Below are 22,174 nucleotides of genomic sequence, written 5' to 3'. Positions count from 1 at the left end.
AGGTCACCCCACCCTCACTCCCTCCCCATCAAGGGGAGGGAGGCGCAGGATGCGATGCCCATGTTCATCGTCTCCCTCCCCCTTGTGGGGAGGGTAGTGAAGCTGGCCCCAGCGGGGCTTAGCGAAACTCGGGTGGGGGTCCTTTTCCGCGCACCAGAGATCGCCTCACTCGCTGAAAAACCGCAGCGTCACCGCCGCCCTCGCCTGTCCGGTCGCCGTATCGATGCTGGTTTCCGTCCGCATATGCTCGCCATGCGTGACCACCAGCCCGGCCGGCACCAACCCCGCCAGCGCCACCGCCACCACGCGCTCGGCGATTTCCAGCGCCGCCTTGCGGCTGGGCTGGTCGCTCCAGCAGTGGAGCAGCACGCGATGTTCCTGGCCCGGCGCCGCGTCGCCGTCATGCTGGCGCATGTCGTGGCGGTCAATGACCACATAGGGCGCCGGCCGGTCGCGCGGCGGCGCGTCGAACACGCCCCCTGCCCCGATTATTGCCGCCAGCGCCGTATCGGCCTCCAGCGCCGTCACCAGTGCCGCCTGCAGGCTCGCAATCGGATGCATGGCCTACCCCGTAAAGCTGGTTTCGCTGCACGCGCAGCTGAGATGGGCCCGCCGGCCGTTCAGGTCCGCCGTGCTCACCACGTCCAGGTTGCGCCCGCGATAGACCACCCGATCACCAGGCGAGACGTCGCTGCGGAAGCGCATGACCACGCTATGCGAGATGGCAACGGTCCGGCCGTCGGCATTGGTACCCTGCCGCCCCGAAAGGCTGCGTACCCGCGCCCAGAGATTGGTCACCGGCACGTAGATGCGCGCGTGCCCGCCACCGCCATCACCGAGGCTTTCGCGCCGCTTCAATTGCACCCGGTCGGTCAGCGTGCCGATGGCCGGGATCTTCTCCGCGCTCACAGTCGCACCCGCTTGTGCCGGGCAACGGCACGGTCAAAGCCTGACGGCACGATCGCCCCCGATCCGGCCACGACCACTGCGTCGCGATGCTCGAACCAATGCGCCACCAGCCCGAGCAGGGCCTGCCGAAGGTCGGCGGGCACATCCGCAGGCTCGGTGCCGAAGCCGGCGACATAGTCAATCTCGAGGCCTTGCCGCTCCTGCAGCAGCGGCATGCCCACCACGACGCGCGGCACCACCAGCCTGTCGGGTTCACTCAGAAACTGCGCCAGCGCGATATCGTGGCTGCCGCCATTGTCGTCGACGGCATTGATCGCGGTGACCGAAATCAGCGGCGATACCGGCAGCCTCACCGTGCCGCCTTCGGGCCAGTCGTCGAGCACCACGCGCCAGCTTTGCGCCAGCAACGCCTTGCCGGTGACGCCCTCGACATGCAGCCGCGCCGCACCAATGAGGGTCGTGATCAGCCCGTCTTCGGCACTGTCATCGACCTTGAGGAAAGCCTTGGCCTCGGCAAGCGAAACCGGCTCCTCGGCGGGTCCCGCCAGGAGATAGGAAGTCATGTTTGTTGTCCCGATATTGTGTCGTCAACCGGCCCGGCGCCGGAGGCGCCACCCTCCCCCGTGTGGGGAGGGAAGCGAGATAGGGCTTAGCGCCAGCTAAGTCCGTTGAATCGAGCAGGGTGGGGGTGTCTGTCCGTGGCTTCGGTGACAGAAATCACCCCCACCTAGCTTCGCTATGGCCAAAGGCCAGGCTCACGACCCTCACGAGGTGCCAAACTTCAGCAGCTTGATCGCGTCATAATCGGCGATCCCGCCGCCAACCCTCTTCGTCGTGTAGAACAGCACATAGGGCTTGGAGCTGAACGGGTCGCGCAGCACCGACACACCCTGGCGGTCGACGATCAGATAGCCGCGGCGGAAGTCACCGAAGGCCAGCGAGAAGGAATTGGCGCCGATATTGGGCATGTCCTCGGCCTCGACCAGCGGGAAGCCCATGAAGCTGGCGCGTCCATCGGCCGCCGCCGCTGGCTGCCAGAGATAATTGCCATCGGCATCCTTGAGCTTGCGCAGCGCACCCTGCGTCTTGCGGTTCATCAACCAGGTCGCATTCTGGCGGTAGCCGGCCTTGAGCGCATAGACCAGGTCGATCAGGATATCACTGGCATTGCTGGCCGGCAGCGCGCCGGACACGCCCGTGGCGAGATAGCCCAGATTGCCCCAGCTCCAGCTCGCCTCTGCCACCTTGGTGGCATTGAGGAAGCCATTGGGCTTGTTGGTGCCGTCGCCGGTCACGAAAGCCGTGGTCTCCTGCGCCGCGAAGGCCGCATTGACCTCGTCGGCAATCCACTGCCCCACATCCACCGCCGCATCGTCGAGAAAGGCCGAGGTGGCTGCCGGCATGGCATAGAGCTCGGTCGTGGGGTAGCTCAGTTCCGCCAGGGTCTGGCTGTTGGTGGTCGGCCGCGCTGCGGCCTCGCCCACCCAGCCGGTCGCCGGACCGGTCACGGTGATCGGCCGCTTATAGGCTGAACCCGACACCTGCCGCACGCCGGCAATGGCGCGGATCGGCGAGATATGGGTCATCAGCCGCGTAATCTCGGTTTCGACCTCGGCCGGCACCACATAGCCGCCATCGGCATTGACGCCGATCTGCAGCGCCTTTTCCTCGCCATGCTTCACATAGGCCGAGAACGCTTCCTTGTATTCGCCATCGGGCAGGTTGCCGCCCTTGCCCTCGATGGCCGGGCGCCCGCGTTCGGCGGTCAGGCGATCCATCGCCGCCTTGTGGCCGTCGATCACCCGGTTGAGCTTTTCGAGCTTGCCCTCGATGAGGCCATCGGCCGATCCGCGCTTTTCGATCTCCTTCAAACGCTGGTCATTGGTGGCCTTGAATTCCTCGAATGCCGAGGAAAATTCGGCGAAGAGCGCGGCAATGTCGCCCCCTGCGCCGGCCTTGGTCTCAAGGCCGTCGTCGATCCGATCCATGTCGGTTTCCTTCTATCGGTTACGGATAGTTTTCGTGGCGGCGGCAATGGCCGCGCCGGCCGTGAGGGGGGAAGCGATGCGCGCTTCCTCCATCATCGGAAAGGTGACGATCGAGACCTCGTAGAGGTCGATCTCATGCAGCAGGCGATTGCCGTCGCGACGGCTCGCCTTGACCGTGCGGAAGCCGATGGAGAGGCCATCGAGCGCCCCGTTCCCGATCAGCCGTTTGAGCGCATCCGAGCGCGGCACGCCTGGCACCAGCCGTCCAGTGACGAACAGCCCGTGGCTGTCCTCGCCCATGCTCTCCCAGGTGCCCACCGGCTCCTTGGGATCGTGCTGGAACAGCAGCCTGATCCGCCCGCGCCGTCTGACGAGGCTTTTCGCAAATGCCCCCGGCAGCACAATATCGCCGCCGCTATCGAGCCTGCTGAAGACGCTCGCATAGCCGGCAAACCGTCCCTCCGCGTCGATGGGAATGGCACTCATCCGCGCTTCGCCCCGCCCGAACGCGGCTTCGGCGAACTGCGCTGCTTGTCGGCCAGCGTCCCCGCCAGGTTCCAGGCGAATTGCCGGAACGTTTGCTGAGCGCCCTCGCGATCCTGTTTGTCTGCCATGGGCTTAGTCCTCCTTTCGGAAAAGCCGATTCAACTGTGCGATCTCCTGCACGAAGTCGTTGAAGTGTTGATTCACCTTCGTCATCTCCCTCAGGCTCCACACGAGCAGGGCGCTCGAACCGCTTGCCCAGAGAAACAGCGCGAGATGGGCCAGGTCCCCGCGCTCGATGACGGTTTTTGTCAGCTCGTCCATGGGTTCCTCCAGGCAATAAAAAAGCCCCCGGAGGGGGGCTTGGAAAAGGGCTTGCGATTTTCTATTCCGGGCTAAAGCCTGCCGCGAACCACGACGAAGAATTTCTCGATATCCGACGCCTGCGCAAAACCGAAATCTGCCTTGGACTTTTTCCAAAGCCGAAGCAGGCGAACGCCGGCATCGGACTGGGCGAAAACCACATCGAGAAAGCCCGCCAGCGCCCGGCGTTCTTCCAGGTCCAGCCCCCCGACGAGATAGTCGGCCAGCGCGACCTCGTTGGCTTCGACAAAGAAGGGCACGTCCTGATGAAATCGCATGGCGAGCGCCCAGAAGCTGGCGGGTGTACCCATGGTTTCACTCCAATATTGGGTAAGCGGTCTGTATCCTGAATCCCTCAGGAAATCTGGGGTCATGAACAATGTAGATGCCGACCGAGGTAGTCGTGCGAATATATGGTTGTGATGTCAGGCTGAGCCTGAACGCCTCTTTGCCGGTCGGCGATCCAAACTGCGCAACTATATAGGCATCCCGCTTGATCCCATGCGCTACTTTTAACACAGTCGCATGGTTCAATGCCAAAGTAGAATTTACGAGACGGTTCGCCGATGCCAAGGAAGAAAACGAACCTGCCCTGTACCTGAAGATGGTCGTTGGGCCAGCCTGCCACGCACCTCCGCCAACGCGTGCTAATAGATAAGCATCTGATTTCCCTACGTGTTCTGCAATAGCATGAGCACCATCTATGCCTTCATGATCGAGGAGGTCCACAGGTCCCAGGCCGTCAGCCTGCGCCACCTGAACTCGTTCACCGGCAGGTCTCTCCTGCGGGGCGCCTCCGAGATCGTCAATCCACTGCCCGCCCTCCGGCGTCCCTTTCGGTGCTCGCGGTTGGTCCGGCCGATAGCGCCGCTCCAGCCCGGCGATCAGCACATCCAGCTTCAGCGAAAGCGTTGCCAGCCGGAATTCATACCCAAGCGCGTTCAGCGCTCGCTCCGCAATCCGTGACGTCACCTAAGCCCCGCTCCCGACCCCGGTCAGCTCCCGCTTCTCCGCATCGGTGAGGAAATCCGCCGCCCCGACCCTGGCCCAAAGCGCCGCGCGGTCCTCGGCCAGCGCCTCGACACCCTCGAAGTCCGGAACGATTTCTGCCCCTTCAAAGGCCGGTCCCAGCCACCCGCTCAACTCCTCTGCCACCCGCATCACCAGCGGCACCAGGGTCTGCCGCCACAGGGCCCTGTTGGCTTCGGCGAGGTTGGCATAGGTATTGTCGCCGGGGATGCCGAGCAGCATGGGCGGCACGCCGAAGGCCAGGGCGATGTCGCGCGCTGCCGCGTGCCGGGCCTCGATGAAGTCCATCTCGCGCGGGCTCATGGCGATGGCTTTCCAATCCAGCCCGCCATCGAGCACCATGGGCCGGCCGGCATTGGCCGCCCCGGCAAAATGGGCTTCCATCTCTTCCTTGAGCCGGTTGAACTGCTCTTCGGTCAGGCTTCCCGCCCCCGCCGAATAGACCAGGGCCCCGCTGGGCCGTGCCGCATTGTCGAGCAGCGCCTTGTTCCACTGCGCCGAGGCATTGTGAATGTCGAGGCTGGTCTGCGCCGCTTCCAGCGGCCCCATGCCGTAATGGTCGTCGAGCGGATGGAACAGCGCCATATGCAGCACGCCCGGCACCGGCAGCGGCTCCTGGGAAATCCGCACCGCCCTGCCCCCGGCCTTGTAGTCATAGGCCACCGGCCAGCCATCGCGCCCGGCGACCACGCTCATCCGGTCGGGCCGCAAGACGAACAATGTCCGCACCGTGCCATCGACGATCCCCGCCTGCAGATAGGCATTCCCTGCCGTCTGCAGATAGGCATAGACGGCCTCCAGCAGTTCCGCGCCCGATTGCCGCCCATTGGGCTTTTTGAGCAAGAGCTGAAGCGGATGTTCGCTCACCACCCGACCATCGGCCCTGACCACCAGCGGCACCCGATTGGCAGCCTCGGCAATCAGCCGCACGCAGCGATAGACCACCGGATTGCGCATGAACCCCTGGTTGACCAGGCTGGCATAGCCCCGCCCGCTCCACTGCGCCGGCCCCAGCTGGCTCAGCGTCAGCATGGTGTGTCCGGCAAAGTCCTTGGTTTCGTCGGGCGTGTTTGTCCGTCCGCCAAACAGGCGGTTCAGCAGGTTTGGCATGGAATAGCACCTCAGTACCGTGTAAGTTCAATTGCAGGTTGGAGACAGACGATGCCCCGAGCCATTTCGGCAGATCAGATGCGACGACTGAAGCGAGACGAGCAGAACCGCTACCAGTCTCGATACTCTGTCCCTATGCAGCCGGTCATTTCTGACTATGCCGACGTTCAGAGGCTGAGGCCTGTTCCGTCACTGCACGCGCTTGAACAGGTCGGCGGGCCCGAATTGGACGAACCATTATCCCTGCCCGACCGGCAGGTCTGGTCGTCCCGGATCAATGATCTGCTCGGCTAGACGTGAGCCTGCTGCTCGACACCAATGTCCTGTCTGATCTGAGGCGAAACCGCCCGGGGAACGCGGTTCTCTTCGACTGGAGAGAACGCGTGCAGGCTGAGCCAAAATACATTTCCGTTGTTTCGATCCTTGAACTCGAATTTGGCGTATTGCAGGCTGAGCACCGGCAGCAGGGCAATGCCGCCGCCCTTCGGCGTTGGCTGGATACAATAGTGATCCCCGGATTTGCCGGAGCAACAATTAGTGTTGATGTCCAGATCGCTTTGGCATGCGCAAAACTGCAGCGCATTCGCACGCTCCCGGCCAATGACGCCCTCATCGCCGCGACTGCGTTGGTCCACAACTTGACCATTGTCACCCGCAACACAGCCGACTTTGCCGGCTTGGGCGTAGAGCTCGTGAACCCATGGGTAACCGGCTGATCGCCCTTCACAAGCCCCTCACCCGCGGTCTTGCATCGTTCAGCACCAGCTCCGTCAGCGCCCAGACCAATGCATCCACCCGATCCGGCGAATGGCCCTCGGCCTTGCCGTCCGGTCCGAAGGCGCAGAGTTCGTCCTCCAGCGCCGTCAGCCCGGAGACGTGGCGCACCAGTCCCCGTGCGTAGAGCGCCGCCACCGGCTCGGCGCGCACCCATTTGCCGCGACTGGCCCTGACCGTGCGCACTGGCACCGCCCCATCAACCTGCGCCAGCACCTGCCGCACCAGATCCCCGCCCTGGTTGACTTCCACCACGATGCAATCGGCCTCATGGGCATGAAACGCCGCCACTGCCCGCGCCGCCCAGATGTCGGGGCGCACGCCCTTGAGCGTAGCGTCTTCGAGCACCACGGCGCCCTCGCCTGCCCGTCCGGCGACGACAATGCCGCAGGCGTCCGAGCGCTCTGTTCCGGTCACCGGCGGATCAACTGCCACGACGATGCGACCCAGTTCGGTGCCCTCAAAGCGCGCAAACATGCGCCGCTGCCACAGCGCGTCGGGCCGGTCCTCGATCAATTCGCCATCGAGTTCCTGCCGCCCGAGTACCGTATCCCGGTAGCGCGCCACCACCGCCGCCATGAAGGCGTCCGCCAGGTGCTTGTTCACCTTGGTCTTTGCCCGCGTGATCACGGTCGCGTCGTCCGCCATCAACCGCTTCATCAGCTTGGTCGTGCGCGGGGTGGTCGTCACCAGCTGGCGCGGCCGCGCGCCCAGCCGCAACCCGAATTGCAGCATGTCGAAGGCGGCCTCCGCCTTCTTCCATTTGCCGGTCTCGTCGCACCAGGCCGCCGCAAATTGTGGTCCGCGAAAGCGCTCGGGGTCCGATGCCGGCAAAAGATGTGCCTCTACGCCATTGGGCCAGATCAGCACGTTTTCCCGCAGTTTGGGACTGCGATCAGGGGGGCAGACGCGCAGAACGCCGCTTTCGCCGCGCACCATCACCGCTTCGGCCTCGGTCATGGTTTCGCCCACCAGGGCGATCGGCCCCACGCCTTCTTCGGCAAGCCTTCGCACCCATTCGGCGCCGGCCCTTGTCTTGCCGGCTCCGCGCCCGCCGAGCAGCAACCAGGTGGTCCAGTCGCCCTCCGGCGGCAGTTGATGCGGATAGGCCCAGACCTGCCAGTTGAAGGCCAGGCGCCGGATTTGGTTATCCGGTAGCTGACCGGCCTCCCGCAGCAGGCTAGACCGCAATGTCGACATCGTCTTAGGCGAGCCCCTTGGTTATGGCATTGATGCGCGCTTCGAGCTTGCGGCGCAGATCGGCTGCTTCTCCGGCGTCATTCAGCGTACCATCAGGCCGGGCCTCGGCACGCTCCAGGGCGATCAGCTTGTCCAGGTCGCGCACAAGGTCGCTGAGGACCTTGCTTTCCACTCTTGATCCCATGCTCAACTCCGTTTCCACTAGGTCCATCTGGCGCTCCAGCAGGCCCATCAGGCGCGCGATCAGCAGCTGCCGGTCCATGGCCTGCGGGCTGCCGGGACGCAGCCATTTGCTGGCCCGCGCCCGCGCGTCCAACTGTCCGCGCCGCAGCCGGTATCGGTGGGCAATGCCATTGCAGGTCAATCGGCCAGCTTCATAGTCGTGGCGCACATCGTCCCAGGGCACGGAGTCGCCATCGCGGTTCCGCTCGGGGTCAAACTCATCCATGTCGGGAACTTTCGTTCAGGCCGCCCGAAGGCGTTTTCATCGACCCAATTCGTCGACCATGCCTGAACTCTACCAGACCAGCGTCACGCGGGGATATCTTCTTGATTTTGCAATCCAGGCAATGGGTTACCGCCGCCTGGCTGGAGCGCTTTCAGCAAAAGTGGACACCACATTTGCGGTTCGAAAGCGCGACAAAACAAAGAGATCGAGCTCCCGTTCTAGTTCAACCAGAACGGGAATGGCTCTAGTCCAGTTTGCCCGCTGCCTTCAGTGCCGCCTTGTCGCTCCTTGCGCTCATGGCGGTGGTGCCGCGATCGACGGCGTCCTTGATCATGCCGGTCGCCGCCGCCTCGAGGTCCGGCCGGCCGCGCGCCAGCGTCTTGAGTCCGGCGATCATGCGCAGCATCACCTCGATACTGCCGGCCCCGTCGCGCGCGATGGGACGGAAGGCGTCCGCCATCAGGTCATTGGCGTCGAGCGGCGCAACCAGCACGCGGTCATATTTGAGCTCACTGTCGTCGGTCGGTCGGTCCGTGAGCACCCGCACCAGCGTGCCGATCACCACAATGGCGGTGCCGGGGTCATTGATGCCGGGTGAAAGCGCCTTGCTGGCAATCTCGGCCAGGACGATGAGGCCGAATCGCGGATCGCTGTCGAAGGTGCGGGCCTTGCCCACCACAAAGGCGCTGGCCAGCTTTTCGGCCAACCCTTCATCGACTGAACCCTCGACCAGGACGAGTGGGCGGTCGGGCGCGGCATAGGCACCGGGCCGGGCGGTGATCGAGACCACCAGCTCATGCTCCTCGGCCAGGTCCTGCAGGCGACCGGTATCGATATGCTGCACATAGCCGATCTTGCGCGAAAACACGGCTTCGCCTTCGGCTTCCGCTTCCAGCGGCCGGCAACCCAGCAAGCCCCGCCCCGGCACCGAGCGAAACGCCCGCTCCGCTGCTTCGCCGGCGCGTTCCACCGTCTCTCCGACGCGGCCGATGGCAGAGATCTGGCCGATCCAGCGGATCAGGGCCGCCACGACCAGCACCACGACACCGAGCGTCACCGCGAACAACAACAGCCGACCGGCTTCGCTGTAGATGCCGGCCGAGAGCCCGATAATGCCCACGATGGAGAACAGGAACGCGCCGATAAAGACCGAGATGGAAGTCTGCGCGCTTCGGTCGCCGACGATCAGCGGCACCGCCCGCGGCGTCGTTTGAGATGATGCACTCGATAGGGCACTGACGATGGTCGAAAGCGCAAAGACCGCCACGGTCAGAAGGCTCGATGCCAGCACCGTCAGGATCGATTCCACCGCTTCCGATGACAGCGTGAAGGGCAGTCCGTCCGGAATGAGGCGCGCCATGCCAAAGGCGATCAGCAGGGTCAGCACCGCGACCAGCGAAAACGCCAGCGGCAGGAACCACATGCGCTGGACAACCTGCCTGAACTTGAACGCGATCTGACTCATGGACTGCTCCCCCGCACAGAAAAGGTCTCACGCGGCAAAAGGTTGCCTCGGCTCCCGCGGCGGCGCGCAGGGCCTAGGGACCGAATATGCGCCGGGCCTCGAGCGCCAGCCCCATGCCCACGCTTCCCAGCACATCGGTGCGCACCACCTCGGCGTCCGGCATCATGGCCCTCAGGCGATCCGCAACCGCCGGCACCAGCGTCGAGCCCCCGGTCAGGATCATGCTGTCGACGTCACCGGCGCCAATGCCGGCGAGGCGGACGGTCTCCGTTATGGTCTCTTCAAGCCGCCCGATGGAGGCTGCCAGCGCCTCACCGAGCTGGGAAACGGTGATGGAGGTCTCGATCACGCGCTCACGCACCGCGAAGGAAAAGGCCACTTCGTCGCTGTCCGACAGCGCAATCTTGGCCGCCTCGACAGCGCCAATCAACCGGTGCCCCAACCGCTCCTCGACCAGCATGACGAAGGTCTCGACTTTCTCGGCCTCCCGCGCCTCGCGCATGGTGGACCGCAGGTCGCGCAGGGCCTTGGCATCATAGAGCCGGTTGATCCGATGCCAGGTCGAAAGGTCATTGTAGGGGGCCACCGGCAGGTGCCGCTTGCCGTCCAGCGTCCTTGATCCAAGACCCAGTTCCGGCATCACCCGGCTCATGGCCAGCAGCCGGTCGAAATCGGTGCCGCCGATATGTACGCCCGCCGTCGCAAGGATGTCGTCAGTGCGGTCGGGCCGGCCGGCGCGGTCGGGCGAAACGCGCACCAGCGAGAAGTCCGAGGTACCACCGCCCAGGTCGACGATCAGCGCAAGCTTCTCGCCTGCCACCTGCCGTTCATAGTCGAGCGCCGCCGCGATCGGCTCGAACTGGAATTCAACATGGGCAAAGCCTTGGCGGCGCACTGCCTGTTCGAGCTGGCGCTGCGCTTCGGCGTCTGCCACCGCGTCGTCATCAACGAATTGCACCGGCCGTCCAACCACCACTGCATCCAGTTCCAGGCCGGTTACCGCTTCGCCGCGCGCCTTCATCTCGGCGACGAAAATCCCCAATATGTCGTCAAAACGATAGACACGGGCGCCCAGACGCACGCCGTCATCGAACAATTTCGTGCCCAGAACACTCTTGATCGAGCGAAGCAAGCGCCCATCGGCGCCCGAGACATACTCGCTCAGCGCCGCTCGCCCAAAATGGATGGTCCGGTCTTCGGCGCCAAAGAACAGGACACTGGGCATGGTGGGTTGCCCGTCTTCCAGGTCCACCAATTGCGGCACGCCGTTTGCGTCCACCCTGCCCAGGGTCGAGTTGGACGTGCCGAAGTCGAGGCCGCAGGAAAGGGTCATGGGAGCCGCCATCGTCATGGGAAGCACGCGGGGGTGGCGCGCGGGGACGGCTCTCTTAAGGGGAGAAGGCGATCATGGCAACCGCCGGCGCGCCTCAGGCCGCCTTGCGCTGCCGCTGCTGGCGACCGCGCAGGTCGACCACTTCGAGCCGGGCAAGGCCACGTCGCTGGGCCTTTTTCACGGCCTCGCCCGCGGCCTCGATCACCGACCGGTCAAGGGCACCCGCGGGATTGACCACGGCGATGCCGGTGCTGAGCGTCACCTGCCCTGCATGGCTCTCGCGATTGGCCAGACCTTGAAGACGCACTGCGGCGGCGATGCGGCTCGCCAGGTCGCGCGCCATCAGGGCGGGCATGTCGGGCAGGACCAGCATGAAGCCGGACCGGCCCGAGCGCAGGCAGCGGTCGGTTTCGCGCGGCAGCAGTCCGGCGATCACCTCTTCAAGCCTGTCGAGGCTGTCCTCGACCGCCTCGCGCCCATAGGCCGCGAAATAATCCGCGTAGCCGTCCATTTCGAGCGCGATCACGCAAAGCGATACATTGCGCTGGGCGGCATGCTGCCAGCTGCGGCGCAGCTCTTCATCGATGCGCTGGGCGAGGCGGGATTTCTTGTTCGGATTGCGGGCGATGGCGGCCTGGCCGTAGGGCGGCTCCTGGGCCCCGGCGCCGCGGCCGAGTGCTGCGCGGATACGCGCCCACAGGCCATCATTGCCGCTCATCGTCACTTTGTTCATCAAGCCTGTCCTGGGCCACGTCCGGGTCGACCAATCAGGCCATACTTATGGTTAACAGGAGGTAAGCATCTCAAGCTAAAGGGATTCCGGCGGCTCCCATTCGGGCCATTCCACCGCGTGCTCCTCCCACTCCTCCGGATCGATCTCCGTTTCGAGGAACGTGCGACCCTTCACCGAAACACCGACATCCACGACCGTCTGCGGGTCGCCGGAAACCAGCGGATGCCACCAGGCAAGGCCCTTGCCTTCGGCCAGCCGCCGATAGGCGCAGGTCACCGGAATCCAGGGAATCTCGCGCACGTTCTCAGGCGTCAGCTTGATGCAGTCTGGCACGATTTCCTTGCGGCGGGGATAATTGGTGCAGGCACAGCTGTCGCCATCGAGCAGCCGACAGCGCACATCCGAGGTGATGAGCGTGCCGGTATCCTCGTCCTCGAGCTTGATCAGGCAACAGCGGCCGCAGCCGTCGCAGAGCGCTTCCCACTCCGCGGACGACATCTGCTCAAGCGTTTTTTCTTCCCAGAAGGCCATGTCTACCGTTTGCCGTTCATGTTGTTGCCGGTTTGCGCTTGCGGGCGCGGCAATGCAATCATATTCCAGCGATTGTGTTGCCTTGTCCGGCGTTTAAGGACAACTCTGCCCAGATCAGGGCATCGGGGTCAGTCGTGCAGGATCCATTCTATACCAAGGAAAAGAAGCGCCGGCCCAAGGGCAGCATGCTGGCGGCGGATGCCTGGCTCGATTCGTCGCTCTACGAATTCTGGCAGGCGCTGGGTCGCGGCTATACGCGCTACCAGGATTTCATGTCCCGGTTCCATGTCTCCGGAATCAGGCGCTTTTTCGTCGAGATTCTGTCCGACGCCTTCACCTTCGGGGCCATCGGCGCCGTGTTGATGACGGCCCTGGCCCTGCCCGCTTTCGACATCATCGATCGCGGCGCCTTCAACAAGGCCGAAGACTATTCGGTGGTCTTCCTCGATCGGTTCGGCAGCGAGATCGGCCGGCGCGGCATTCGCTCGGATGACAGCGTGGCACTCGACCAGATGCCGGACTACCTGATCAAGGCAACCCTCGCCACCGAGGACCGGCGCTTCTACGACCATTTCGGCATCGACGTGGTGGGCACATTGCGTGCCCTGGCCAGCAATGCGCAGGGCGAACGCGGTACCCAGGGCGGGTCGTCGATCACCCAGCAGCTCGCCAAGAACCTGTTCCTGTCCTCCGAGCGCACCATTGAGCGCAAGATCGTCGAGGCGTTCCTGGCGGTTTGGCTCGAGTGGAACTACTCCAAGGATCAAATCCTCAAGCTCTATTTCGACCGCGCCTATATGGGCGGGGGCAATTACGGGGTGACTGCCGCTTCTGAATTCTATTTCGGCAAGCGGGTGCAGGACATCAACCTGGCCGAGGCAGCCATGCTGGCGGGCATGTTCAAGGCACCGGGCAATTACGCTCCCCATGTCGATCTGGCGGCGGCGCGCGGGCGCGCCAATCTGGTGCTGACCAATCTGGTGGCCGCCGGGTTCCTCACCGAAGGTCAGGTTACCGCAGCGCGCCGGCACCCGGCCGCGGCGGTGGACCGTACCAACGACATCAATTCGCCGAACTACTTTCTCGACTGGGCCTTCGAGGAAGCCAAGGCGATCATCGAGTCGTCCAACGCGCCGGGCAACAATTTCATTGTCCGGACCACCATCGACACGACGCTGCAGAGCTACGCCGAAGAGGCCATTACCTCCGTCATTCGCGACCAGGGCGAGCAGTACCGGGTTGAACAGGGAGCCATGGTGGTCACCGACACCCAGGGGGCCATTCGCGCCATGGTCGGAGGAACGGACTACGCCAAGAGCCAGTTCAACCGGGCCATCGTGTCCACGCGCCAGCCTGGCTCCTCTTTCAAGCCCTTTGTCTATTCCGAAGCGTTCGAACAATTGGGCCTGACGCCCAGCGACACGATTTCGGACCGCCCGGTCTGTATCGGTGACTGGTGCCCGCAGAATTACGGCCGCTCCTATCGCGGACAGACGACACTGCTGGCGGCCTTCGCCGCCTCGATCAACACGGTGCCGGTTACGCTCTCGATCAAGACCGGCCGCGAGCCGATTGCCGCACTCAGCCACCGCATGGGGCTGCGGGCCGATTATCCCGTCACCCGCTCGCTGGCCCTGGGCGTCGCCTCGGTTTCGGTGCTGGACATGACCTCGTCCTATGCGGTTTTTGCCAATCACGGCTACAAGACCCCGGCCTATGGCATCACCCGCATGACCACGTTCAACGACCAGCTGGTCTTTGAAAAGGACCCGAATGCTGCGCGCGAACGCGTTCTGTCGGAGCAGACGGTGGCCTATATGAACCAGATGATGCGGACCGTGGTCACCGGCGGCACGGGGCGCCGCGCGGAGATTGAGGGTGTTCCCACGCTGGGCAAGACCGGCACCACCACGTCCTATCGCGACGCCTGGTTCTGTGGTTTCACCGGCAATTATGTGGCGGCCGTCTGGTTCGGCAATGACGACTACCGGCCCACAAACAACCTCACGGGCGGAACCCTTCCGACCATCGCCTGGCAGAAGTTCATGGCCTATGCGCACACCAACATCGAGGTGAAGCCGGTCTTCGGCATCGACTTCGAGCCACCACAGGTCGTGGTAGCCGATGCCGGACTTGAGGATGTGGAAGACCTCGAAGAGCGCCCGCCCAGCCTCAAGCCGGCCGCCGCGCGCAAGCTGCTCGATCTGGCGGAACGGCTCAAGAGCACCCTGGACCATGCCACGCCGCTGCGTGACACCGCCCAGGCGTCCGGCCCGGACGTCACCGAGCTCTAGAGCGCTTTGAGCAGAAGTGGACACCACTACTGCGGTTCGAAAGCACGACAGATCAATGAGATGGAGCCCGTTCTGATCCAAGCAGAACGGGAATGGCCCTAGTGACCCGGCTGGCGCCTATAGGTGCCATTGAATGTCACGTTGTGACCGCCACACATCATGTTGTCTGTCGCCACCAGCGCCGCCTGCATCAGTTCCAGCGCGATGACGCAATCGTAGTCCCCAGCCTCATCAGGCCGCAGGGCGCCGTCCATGCCCACGGCAAATTCCAGCCGATGCCGTTCGACATCGACCCATGATATCGGCACGACCACGGTGAACTCGCCGACATGGACGGCCCCAAGTTCGACCCGCTGGGGGACGGACGCGCCCCAGCTCGCAAAGCCTTCGATCGACAGGGCAGCATCGCCGCTTCGGGTGATCGTGAGGTCCTGCTCCGGGCTGGCCGTCCATTGACCAAGCCAGGCCGCAATTGATTGTGGCTTGTCCTTGCCTGCCGCATCGCCGATGCCAATAGCGAGAACCAGGCCTGCCAGAACTGCCCCAGTCAGTCCTTCTCCCAAGCGCATCGTCCCTCGCCTGCCGAAAACGGCAAAATCACCTTCCGCCCCGGTTCCCCGGTTGCTACAAGCCTAATCTATCCACAACGCATACGGTCCAGCCATCCCATGCCCCAATTGCAGAGAAGCTGACCGTGCGTTTTGTTCTACGTCTGCTGATGAGTATTGCCGTAGCCTTGGCTGTGGGGTTTGGCCTCAGCTACTACGCCCTGACCGATGGGCGGCTGTTCGGCGCGGTGTCGCTGGGGCCCTGGATGGCCTGGCCCGATATCGGCGCACCCAACCCCAATCCCTATACGACAGGGCATATTGTGCGCGCTGCCGCCCTGCAGCTTGGCCGGAGCGAAGGGCTGCAATTCGTGGCGACGGCCGATAGCGACGGCGCGGCGCTGGACCTGGCCTGTACCTACCGGATTGACGGCCACGTGCCCGTATCCACCTTCTGGACCCTCGCCGCCGTCGACGAGGACTGGGTCAACCTGGCGGCCCCGGGCACTGACGCCGCGTTGCGCTCCAGCGAGATCGTGCGCCAGTCGGACGGTGCGCTGCGCATTCATGTGGGCACGTCGCTGCGCCCCTCGAACTGGCTCGAACTTACCGGCTCGGGGCTTTTCAGCCTGGTTCTCACGCTTTATGACACGACCGCCCTGTCCAGCTTTGCGTCTTCCGACGTGACCATGCCATCCATCACTTTGGAGACATGCTCATGATCCGCACGCTGCTCTGGCTGGCCGGCGGATTGCTGCTCGGTGGCATCATCCATATCGCCACCATCCTCACCCTCCCCCTCCTGGCCGAGGAAACCACCTGGACGCGCGTCTCCGCGCTCAACGCCCGGAACCAGCTGGTGGTCCTGCCGCCGGTGGAGCCCGGGCAGCCCAATCCGCTGCATCTCGACCCCGAACTCAGCTATGGCATCTGCCAGCTCGACCTTTCCGAGGGACCGGCCTATCTCAGCGGCGTCCTGCCCGATGCCTTCTGGTCGGTGGCGCTCTTCAACGAGGCGGGTGTGGTGACCTATTCCACCACCAATCGCGACGGCATCGGACAGACGGTCGAGATGGGTATCTTCAACGCTGCGCAGACCCGACTTCTCGCCCAGCAACAGATCGACATCGCCGAGGGTCTCCTCGTGGTCGAGGCCAGTTCGGACCGGCTGTTCGTGCTGGTTCGGCTTTCCGCGCCCCACCACGCCATGCGCAGCCGCTTCGAGGCGGAACTGTCCGAAATCAGTTGCGGTCCGCGGGAGAGCTGAGCCATGCAGCCGGCCGCTTTCGACACCGCTCTCGCCGCCACCGTCCAGCGCTATCTGGCGGACGTCGCCGGGCCGCGCGAACACCTCTCGCTCCTGCGCTGGCAGATCGCCCAGGGCCATCGCCTCGACCAGCGCACCACCTTCCCGGGCCATCTCACCACCAGCGCGGTGATCCTCTCACCGGATCATCGCCAGACGCTGCTCATCGACCACGTCACCATCGGCCGCTGGCTGCAACCGGGCGGCCATTACGAAGCGGCGGATGCCTTCCACCTTTCGGCGCTCCGCGAAGCCGAGGAGGAAACCGGCGTCACCGGCCTTGCCCTGCATCCCTGGCACATGGGAGGGGACCTGCCTTTCGTCATCGACAGCCATGACGTGCCCGGCAAGCCGGCGCGCAACGAGCCACCGCATGTCCACCACGACCTGCAATATCTCTTCATTGCCGACCCGGCCCTGCCCCTCGTGCCGCAACTGGAGGAAGTCCACGCCGCGAAATGGTGCGACGTCACCATGCTTGGGGACTTTGCCCCCAAGGTGCTGGAGCGGCTCAACGCGGTGACGCCGCCGGGCTGACAGGCGCTTACCTGCTCAGGAATGGCCTCATGGCAGTTGCATGCAGGGCTGCAAATTCCAGCCGTCGAATCCACTGCAGCGGTTCGGCATCATCCGCATCTGCCTCCGCGCCGAACCCCTCGATCGTCCGGTAGAAGAGCACATTGGACTCGGCGTAGCCGATCCGCAGGCCCGCCTGGCGCACGAGCAAGGGCCACTCGACGTCGTTGGCCAGAGTATCCACCCGGCTCTCCGACGTGACGAGCCGTGTCGCCTCGGGAGACAGCCTGCGGATGGCAAACATAAGGTCCCAGTAGTGGCCAGTCAGCAGCCCAAAAGTGTGATTGACCAAGGCCTCACTCTCGCGCAGGCGTCTTGGCTCATGGGCAAGCGCTTCCTGGGATCGCCCGACCACCAGCATATCGGCTTCCGGGTCGGCATCCAGCACCCGGCGCAGGTCGTCCTCGCCGAACTCGATCCAGCGCAGCAAGTGGTCGAAATCCGCGTAGAGCACGTGCCGAGCGTCGGAGGCTAGCGCGATGGCATCGCGGCGGAAGCGCCCGATATTCGCCTCGCTGGCACGGTGAATCATCGTCCTGGCATCCAGGGCATCGGTTGCCGCCACCACGTCAGGGTGGGTAGCGTCGGATATGTTGAGCGAAATCGCCGGAAAAATCGCCGCCAGGCGCGGGGCTAATCGGGCAATTGCCGGTGCCGTCCGGCCTATCGGATCGTGCAGTGTCGCCCCGAGTACAACGTCCACGCTTCTGCCCCCTGCCCCATGTCATCCATATCCGGTCGCCCGTCCAAGATGGGAACCCTCCCCGCTTCTGCCTAGTCCTCGAGCGGCAGCAGGGCATCCACAAAGCCGGGTTCGACGAACTGGATGCTGCCATCGGGCAGGCCCAGTATCCTGTCGATGATGATGCCCTGGAAAGTCAGGCCCTGCTCGAGCGCGGCGTTGGCCCTGGCGCGATCCGCCGTGCCGCGGGCGGCGATGGCATTGGCGACCATGTCATGGGACATGCTGCCCAGCGCCAGGATGGCTTCCGCGGCCAGCCGCGCATCGGGCACGTTAAAGCAGCCGTCCCGCCGGCCCGCTTCGATAATGGTTTCGAACATGGGCAGCACGGTCTTGATATTGGCCCGGTTGATGCGGTCATAGAGCGCGATGTTTTCGGGGCGCAACAGGGTCTCGAACGCCGCCAGGATGCCGTCGGCCTGATCCCGCTTGAAGCGGCGCAGCGCCCGCAGGCACTGGTCCATCTGCTCGAAGGCCGAGAGGCCCGGCTGGGAAATCACCTCTTCGATAATGCCCACGGTGAGCCCGGCCATGCGCGCGCTCAGGGCTTCGAGCACGTCATCCTTGGCGGCGAAGTGATGGTAGAAACCGCCCTTGGATACGCCCGCCGCGATCATCAGGTCCTGCACTGTGGTGGCTTCGAACCCCTTGCTGAAAAACAGCCTCTGCGCGCAGTCCAGGATCTGCTCCCGTCGCTCATCCGCACTGAGATACGCTCGCGCCAATCCAATTCTCCTTGCAAACCGACCGTCGGTCTGTTTATGCTGCACGCCATCTGGCAAGTCAAGGAGCCATTCATGGCGGGGGCAACAGAACCGGTCGACATCATCGCGGTGCGTAACCTGGGTTATCGCTACAAGGGTCAGGCCCGACCCGCGGTGGACGGGGTGAGTTTTACAGTACGGCGCGGCGAAATCTTCGGCTTGCTGGGACCTTCGGGCGCGGGCAAGAGCACGACGCAGAAAGTGCTCACCCGGCAGCAGCGCAGCTTCACCGGCGAGGTTGATATTTTCGGTAAGCCCCTCGCCGATTGGGGGCAGGACTATTTCGAGCGCATTGGCGTCGGCTTCGAGCTGCCCAATCACTACCTCAAGTTCACGGCCCGCGAGAACCTCAGCTTCTTTGCCTCGCTCTATTCGCGGCCCAGTCGCGATCCGCGCGAGCTCATGGCCTTGGTGGGCCTCGAGGACTATGCCGACAAGAAGGTCGAGACCTTCTCCAAGGGGATGCGGATGCGGCTCAATTTCGTCCGGGCCATCCAGCACGATCCCGAACTGATCTTTCTCGACGAACCGACCGCAGGGCTCGACCCGACCAATGCCGGTATCGTCAAGGAGCTGGTCGCCGATCTGGCCCGCGCCGGCAAGACCATCGTCCTCACGACCCACAACATGAACGACGTGGACCAGCTCTGCGACCGCATCTCCTTCATGGTCGACGGGCGCTTTGCGGCGCTTGATCGCCCGCAGGCCCTCAAGGCCGCCCATGGCCGGCGCATGGTCGCCGTGACTCGGGAGGATGGACCGACCGAGGAGTTCGCCCTTGATGGGCTGGGCGCCAATGACCGGTTCCTGGCATTGCTGCGGACCGGCCAGGTGGAGCGCATCCACTCCCAGGAGGCCAGCCTCGACAAGGTGTTTGCCGACGTAACCGGGCACCGCCTCGATCAGGTCGAAGCCGAGGCGACGCCATGAGCACCGTGTTGTGGCGCCTTGTCGGTTGGGACATCCAGCTTCAGGCGCGGGAAAACATCTATGCTTTCACGGTCCTCACCACGGCCGGCTTCGCGATATTCCTCACGCTGCTGCCGGCGGAGGCTCCACCCACGATTTTTTCGCTGGTGCTGTATTTCGATCCCGCCATCGTCGGCGGCAGCTTCGTGGGCTCCATCGTGCTCATGGAGCGCAGCCAGAACACGCTGTCGGCGCTTGCCGTATCACCGGCCCCGGCCGCCGACTATGTACTGTCCAAGGTGATCACGCTCACCCTGCTGGCCATCGCCGGGAGCCTGTGCCTGGTGGCCGTCGCTTTTTGGGTTCCGCCCATCGACATGGTTCTGCGCTTCACGCTGGTCCTGGTGTTCACCGGCGCCATCGGCGCATTGGGCGGTCTCCTGATCGTGGCCGGGGCCAATTCGATGAACCACTTCCTGGCCCGCGCCATCCCGATCACGCTGGCGCTGTCTCTGCCGTTCCTGTCGCATTTCGGTATCGTCACGGGTGTCTGGCAATGGGTGCTGTTTGCCATCAATCCCGGCCACGCCATGCTTCGGGCCATGCTCTGGGCGACCGACCCCACGGCCGTCACCCTCCCCGATATCGTCTATGCCCTGACCTACATGGCCATATTCTGCCTGGTGCTGTTTCGCTGGGCCGTCGCCGTCTACAGCTCCGAACTCAGCCGCGTCGAGGAGTAGGGCGAAATGCAACCCATTCTCACCGTCATCCGCCACGACATCGTCTCGATCACCCGTGACAGCATCATGATCAACGTTGTGGTCATGCTGTTCGTGATGGCGATCGCCACGGCCATCCTGCGCCATATGGGCCTCTATCCCGAGTGGTGGCACAATACCCTGCTCCTGCTGCTCCTCGCCTATATGCCGGGCATGGGCTACCTGTTCGCCATGCTGATCGTCGACGAGATGGACAGCGGCGTGAACCAGGCGCTGGTGGTCAGCCCCGCCTCGGTCACCGGCGTGTTGTGGGCGCGGGTCACCCTGCCGACCCTGTTCGTCATCGCCTATGCGTTCTTCTTCATCTACACCGCGCGTGCGATCGACCTGCCCTTTCACGAGTGGCTCCTGCCGGTGCTCACCCTGTCGCTGTCGGTGTCCTGGGTCACGCTGCTGGTCCCGGCCCTGTCACGCGACAAGGTGCAGGCGCTGGGCCTGTTCAAGATCCTGAACCTTTATTGCGCCATCGCCACGGTCGGGCTCTTCATTCCGGACGACGTCTGGTATCGCCCGGTGCTGTTGCTGACTCCCTCGAGCTGGGCCCTCAACGGCATCCAGGCCTTCATCGCCGGGCGCGTAGGCGCAGGCTATGGCTGGTCGATCGGGGGGCTGGTCTTTTTCGGCCTGCTCGTGGCCCACGCGGCATTTCTCTATCTGCGCCGCCAGTCGCGCTAGGCCTGAACCGCGCCAAGCAGTGCGCCGGCGATCCCCAGGGCCAGCACGACGGCCCATGGCGGGCATTTCCAGGCCACCAGCGCCACGAAGCCCGCCAGGGCCAGGGCAAAATCCAGCGGGGCGAGGACTGCGCTCGTGAACACCGGATCGTAGAGCGCAGCGCCCAATATCCCGACAACGGCGGCATTGGCGCCGCGCATGCCTGCCTGTGCCTGCGGCCAGCGCCGCAACTGGTTCCAGAACGGCAAGGCTCCGGTCAGCAACAGCATGCCGGGCAGGAATATGGCGACCAGCGCAATGGCGGCGCCGGCCAGTCCGTTTGGCCCGGGGCCGCTGACGGCACCGAGATAGGCCGCAAAGGTAAAGAGCGGTCCCGGCACCGCCTGGGTGGCTCCATAGCCCGCCAGGAACTGGTCCGGTGTCACCCAGCCACGCGCCACCGTCTCGGCCTCGAGCAGCGGCAGCACCACATGCCCTCCCCCGAACACCAGCGCTCCGGCCCTGTAGAATGCGTCGAACAGGGCAATCGCCGGATCGAGCGAAGAAAGCACCGGCAAGGCCAACAGCAATGCGCCGCAGAGCGCCAACAGCATGGCGCCCAGTCGTCGCGAACCCGGGAAGGCATGATCGACGCTGGTCTTTGTCGCACCACGGCACAGCCAAAGCCCCGCAAGTGCTCCAGCTATAATGGCCCCCACCTGACCAGCCGCTCCCCCTGCAACGGCCAGTATTGCCACGGCAGCGACCGCAATCGCGGCCCGCTCCCGGTCCGGGGTCAGGCTGCGCGCCATCCCCAGAACCGCCTGGGCGACGATCGCTACCGCCACCAGCTTCAATCCATGCAATGCCCCTTGCGCGATGGGTCCGTCGAGCAGTGCCGCGCCATAGGCGAAGGCCACGAGCAACAGCGCCGATGGCAGGGTGAACGCGGTCCAGGCAGCCAATGCCCCCAGGGGCCCGGCGCGCATCAATCCCAATGCAAAGCCGACCTGGCTCGATGCGGGGCCTGGCAGAAACTGGCAGAGGGCAACCAGGTCCGCATAACCGGCCTCGTCTATCCAGCGCCGCCGGGTCACCAGCTCGTCGCGAAAATATCCCAGATGGGCGATTGGACCACCAAAGCTCGTGAGACCGAGCTTGAGAAAGGTCCCGAAGACCTCGCCGGGTGTCCCCCGGTGGGTTGAGCCATCGTCTGTCAATCGACCCCCGTGT

29 protein-coding genes are annotated in these 22,174 nt (G+C 64.4%); 9 read left to right on the top strand and 20 right to left on the bottom strand.

The window, feature by feature from the left end; all coding sequences use genetic code 11:
• Positions 1-165 precede the first annotated feature (165 nt).
• From K1X15_RS05100 to K1X15_RS05060, 10 genes are all read right to left on the bottom strand, one after another.
• Entirely contained in the window at positions 166-561 is a 396-nt protein-coding gene (locus tag K1X15_RS05100) for a DUF3168 domain-containing protein (RefSeq protein WP_220306414.1), read from the bottom strand.
• Between the two features lie 3 nt (positions 562-564).
• Complete coding sequence (locus K1X15_RS05095) at positions 565-909, bottom strand: phage head closure protein (protein WP_220306413.1); 345 nt, start codon at positions 907-909, stop codon at positions 565-567.
• Positions 906-1,472 (bottom strand): head-tail connector protein, encoded by a 567-nt coding sequence (locus K1X15_RS05090; protein WP_220306412.1) that lies wholly within the window; start codon positions 1,470-1,472, stop codon positions 906-908. The genes K1X15_RS05095 and K1X15_RS05090 overlap by 4 nt, the downstream gene beginning before the upstream one ends.
• A gap of 201 nt (positions 1,473-1,673) precedes the next feature.
• A complete protein-coding gene (locus K1X15_RS05085; protein ID WP_220306411.1) occupies positions 1,674-2,897 on the bottom strand; it encodes a phage major capsid protein in 1,224 nt (407 codons plus the stop codon).
• Positions 2,898-2,909: 12 nt separating this feature from the next.
• Positions 2,910-3,383, bottom strand: a complete 474-nt coding sequence (locus K1X15_RS05080) for an HK97 family phage prohead protease (RefSeq protein WP_220306409.1) — start codon at positions 3,381-3,383, stop codon at positions 2,910-2,912.
• The gene (locus tag K1X15_RS21385; protein ID WP_276315310.1) at positions 3,380-3,511 is read right to left on the bottom strand and encodes a hypothetical protein; all 132 of its coding nucleotides are present in this window, start codon (positions 3,509-3,511) and stop codon (positions 3,380-3,382) included. The genes K1X15_RS05080 and K1X15_RS21385 overlap by 4 nt, the downstream gene beginning before the upstream one ends.
• Positions 3,512-3,515: 4 nt before the next feature.
• The gene (locus K1X15_RS05075) at positions 3,516-3,704 is read right to left on the bottom strand and encodes a hypothetical protein (protein ID WP_220306408.1); all 189 of its coding nucleotides are present in this window, start codon (positions 3,702-3,704) and stop codon (positions 3,516-3,518) included.
• Between the two features lie 71 nt (positions 3,705-3,775).
• Entirely contained in the window at positions 3,776-4,054 is a 279-nt protein-coding gene (locus K1X15_RS05070) for a hypothetical protein (RefSeq protein WP_220306407.1), read from the bottom strand.
• A gap of 4 nt (positions 4,055-4,058) precedes the next feature.
• Entirely contained in the window at positions 4,059-4,715 is a 657-nt protein-coding gene (locus K1X15_RS05065; RefSeq protein WP_220306406.1) for an RNase A-like domain-containing protein, read from the bottom strand.
• Positions 4,716-5,882, bottom strand: coding sequence for a phage portal protein (locus K1X15_RS05060; RefSeq protein WP_220306405.1), 1,167 nt, complete (start codon positions 5,880-5,882; stop codon positions 4,716-4,718).
• 51 nt (positions 5,883-5,933) lie between these two features.
• Between K1X15_RS05060 and K1X15_RS05055 the strand changes: the two genes are divergently transcribed.
• Both K1X15_RS05055 and K1X15_RS05050 read left to right on the top strand, forming a co-directional pair.
• Complete coding sequence (locus K1X15_RS05055; protein WP_220306403.1) at positions 5,934-6,176, top strand: hypothetical protein; 243 nt, start codon at positions 5,934-5,936, stop codon at positions 6,174-6,176.
• A gap of 2 nt (positions 6,177-6,178) precedes the next feature.
• Positions 6,179-6,598 (top strand): type II toxin-antitoxin system VapC family toxin, encoded by a 420-nt coding sequence (locus tag K1X15_RS05050; protein WP_220306402.1) that lies wholly within the window; start codon positions 6,179-6,181, stop codon positions 6,596-6,598.
• 7 nt (positions 6,599-6,605) lie between these two features.
• Here the strand turns inward: K1X15_RS05050 and K1X15_RS05045 are convergent, their stop codons facing one another.
• From K1X15_RS05045 to K1X15_RS05020, 6 genes are all read right to left on the bottom strand, one after another.
• The gene (locus K1X15_RS05045; RefSeq protein ID WP_220306401.1) at positions 6,606-7,856 is read right to left on the bottom strand and encodes a DNA-packaging protein; all 1,251 of its coding nucleotides are present in this window, start codon (positions 7,854-7,856) and stop codon (positions 6,606-6,608) included.
• 4 nt (positions 7,857-7,860) lie between these two features.
• Positions 7,861-8,304, bottom strand: a complete 444-nt coding sequence (locus K1X15_RS05040; RefSeq protein WP_220306400.1) for a hypothetical protein — start codon at positions 8,302-8,304, stop codon at positions 7,861-7,863.
• 244 nt (positions 8,305-8,548) lie between these two features.
• Complete coding sequence (locus K1X15_RS05035) at positions 8,549-9,769, bottom strand: DUF2254 domain-containing protein (protein WP_220306399.1); 1,221 nt, start codon at positions 9,767-9,769, stop codon at positions 8,549-8,551.
• Positions 9,770-9,842: 73 nt separating this feature from the next.
• Complete coding sequence (locus K1X15_RS05030) at positions 9,843-11,102, bottom strand: Hsp70 family protein (protein ID WP_220306398.1); 1,260 nt, start codon at positions 11,100-11,102, stop codon at positions 9,843-9,845.
• A 94-nt stretch (positions 11,103-11,196) separates the two neighbouring features.
• Positions 11,197-11,835: a diguanylate cyclase domain-containing protein gene (locus K1X15_RS05025; protein ID WP_220306397.1), complete on the bottom strand. Its 639-nt coding sequence runs from the start codon at positions 11,833-11,835 to the stop codon at positions 11,197-11,199.
• A 75-nt stretch (positions 11,836-11,910) separates the two neighbouring features.
• A complete protein-coding gene (locus K1X15_RS05020) occupies positions 11,911-12,366 on the bottom strand; it encodes a YcgN family cysteine cluster protein (protein ID WP_220306395.1) in 456 nt (151 codons plus the stop codon).
• A 134-nt stretch (positions 12,367-12,500) separates the two neighbouring features.
• Between K1X15_RS05020 and K1X15_RS05015 the strand changes: the two genes are divergently transcribed.
• Positions 12,501-14,660 (top strand): transglycosylase domain-containing protein, encoded by a 2,160-nt coding sequence (locus tag K1X15_RS05015; RefSeq protein ID WP_220306393.1) that lies wholly within the window; start codon positions 12,501-12,503, stop codon positions 14,658-14,660.
• 98 nt (positions 14,661-14,758) lie between these two features.
• Here the strand turns inward: K1X15_RS05015 and K1X15_RS05010 are convergent, their stop codons facing one another.
• Positions 14,759-15,229, bottom strand: a complete 471-nt coding sequence (locus tag K1X15_RS05010) for a hypothetical protein (protein ID WP_220306392.1) — start codon at positions 15,227-15,229, stop codon at positions 14,759-14,761.
• 125 nt (positions 15,230-15,354) lie between these two features.
• Here K1X15_RS05010 and K1X15_RS05005 point away from each other — a divergent pair, with 125 nt between their 5' ends.
• The 3 genes from K1X15_RS05005 to K1X15_RS04995 are packed head-to-tail and all read left to right on the top strand — an operon-like array spanning position 15,355 to position 17,051.
• A complete protein-coding gene (locus tag K1X15_RS05005; RefSeq protein ID WP_220306390.1) occupies positions 15,355-15,930 on the top strand; it encodes a DUF1214 domain-containing protein in 576 nt (191 codons plus the stop codon).
• Positions 15,927-16,475 (top strand): DUF1254 domain-containing protein, encoded by a 549-nt coding sequence (locus tag K1X15_RS05000; protein ID WP_220306389.1) that lies wholly within the window; start codon positions 15,927-15,929, stop codon positions 16,473-16,475. Before K1X15_RS05005 ends, K1X15_RS05000 begins: the two co-directional genes overlap by 4 nt.
• Positions 16,476-16,478: 3 nt before the next feature.
• A complete protein-coding gene (locus K1X15_RS04995) occupies positions 16,479-17,051 on the top strand; it encodes an NUDIX hydrolase (protein ID WP_220306388.1) in 573 nt (190 codons plus the stop codon).
• 7 nt (positions 17,052-17,058) lie between these two features.
• Here K1X15_RS04995 and K1X15_RS04990 read toward each other — a convergent pair whose 3' ends face one another.
• Positions 17,059-17,793, bottom strand: a complete 735-nt coding sequence (locus K1X15_RS04990) for a hypothetical protein (protein WP_220306387.1) — start codon at positions 17,791-17,793, stop codon at positions 17,059-17,061.
• A 71-nt stretch (positions 17,794-17,864) separates the two neighbouring features.
• Entirely contained in the window at positions 17,865-18,557 is a 693-nt protein-coding gene (locus tag K1X15_RS04985) for a TetR/AcrR family transcriptional regulator (RefSeq protein ID WP_220306386.1), read from the bottom strand.
• A gap of 72 nt (positions 18,558-18,629) precedes the next feature.
• On the opposite strand from K1X15_RS04985, the gene K1X15_RS04980 reads away from it, so the two are divergent.
• The 3 genes from K1X15_RS04980 to K1X15_RS04970 are packed head-to-tail and all read left to right on the top strand — an operon-like array spanning position 18,630 to position 20,962.
• Positions 18,630-19,526, top strand: coding sequence for an ABC transporter ATP-binding protein (locus tag K1X15_RS04980; RefSeq protein WP_240549667.1), 897 nt, complete (start codon positions 18,630-18,632; stop codon positions 19,524-19,526).
• Positions 19,523-20,248: an ABC transporter permease gene (locus K1X15_RS04975; RefSeq protein WP_220306384.1), complete on the top strand. Its 726-nt coding sequence runs from the start codon at positions 19,523-19,525 to the stop codon at positions 20,246-20,248. Before K1X15_RS04980 ends, K1X15_RS04975 begins: the two co-directional genes overlap by 4 nt.
• A gap of 6 nt (positions 20,249-20,254) precedes the next feature.
• Positions 20,255-20,962, top strand: a complete 708-nt coding sequence (locus K1X15_RS04970; protein WP_220306383.1) for an ABC transporter permease — start codon at positions 20,255-20,257, stop codon at positions 20,960-20,962.
• Here K1X15_RS04970 and chrA read toward each other — a convergent pair.
• Positions 20,959-22,161, bottom strand: coding sequence for a chromate efflux transporter (gene chrA, locus K1X15_RS04965; protein ID WP_220306382.1), 1,203 nt, complete (start codon positions 22,159-22,161; stop codon positions 20,959-20,961). The genes K1X15_RS04970 and chrA overlap by 4 nt on opposite strands.
• Positions 22,162-22,174: the final 13 nt, after the last annotated feature.

Source organism: Devosia salina (genome assembly GCF_019504385.1).
In the GTDB taxonomy this organism is placed as follows: domain Bacteria; phylum Pseudomonadota; class Alphaproteobacteria; order Rhizobiales; family Devosiaceae; genus Devosia; species Devosia salina.
This window is presented reverse-complemented; position numbering and strand designations above follow the sequence as displayed.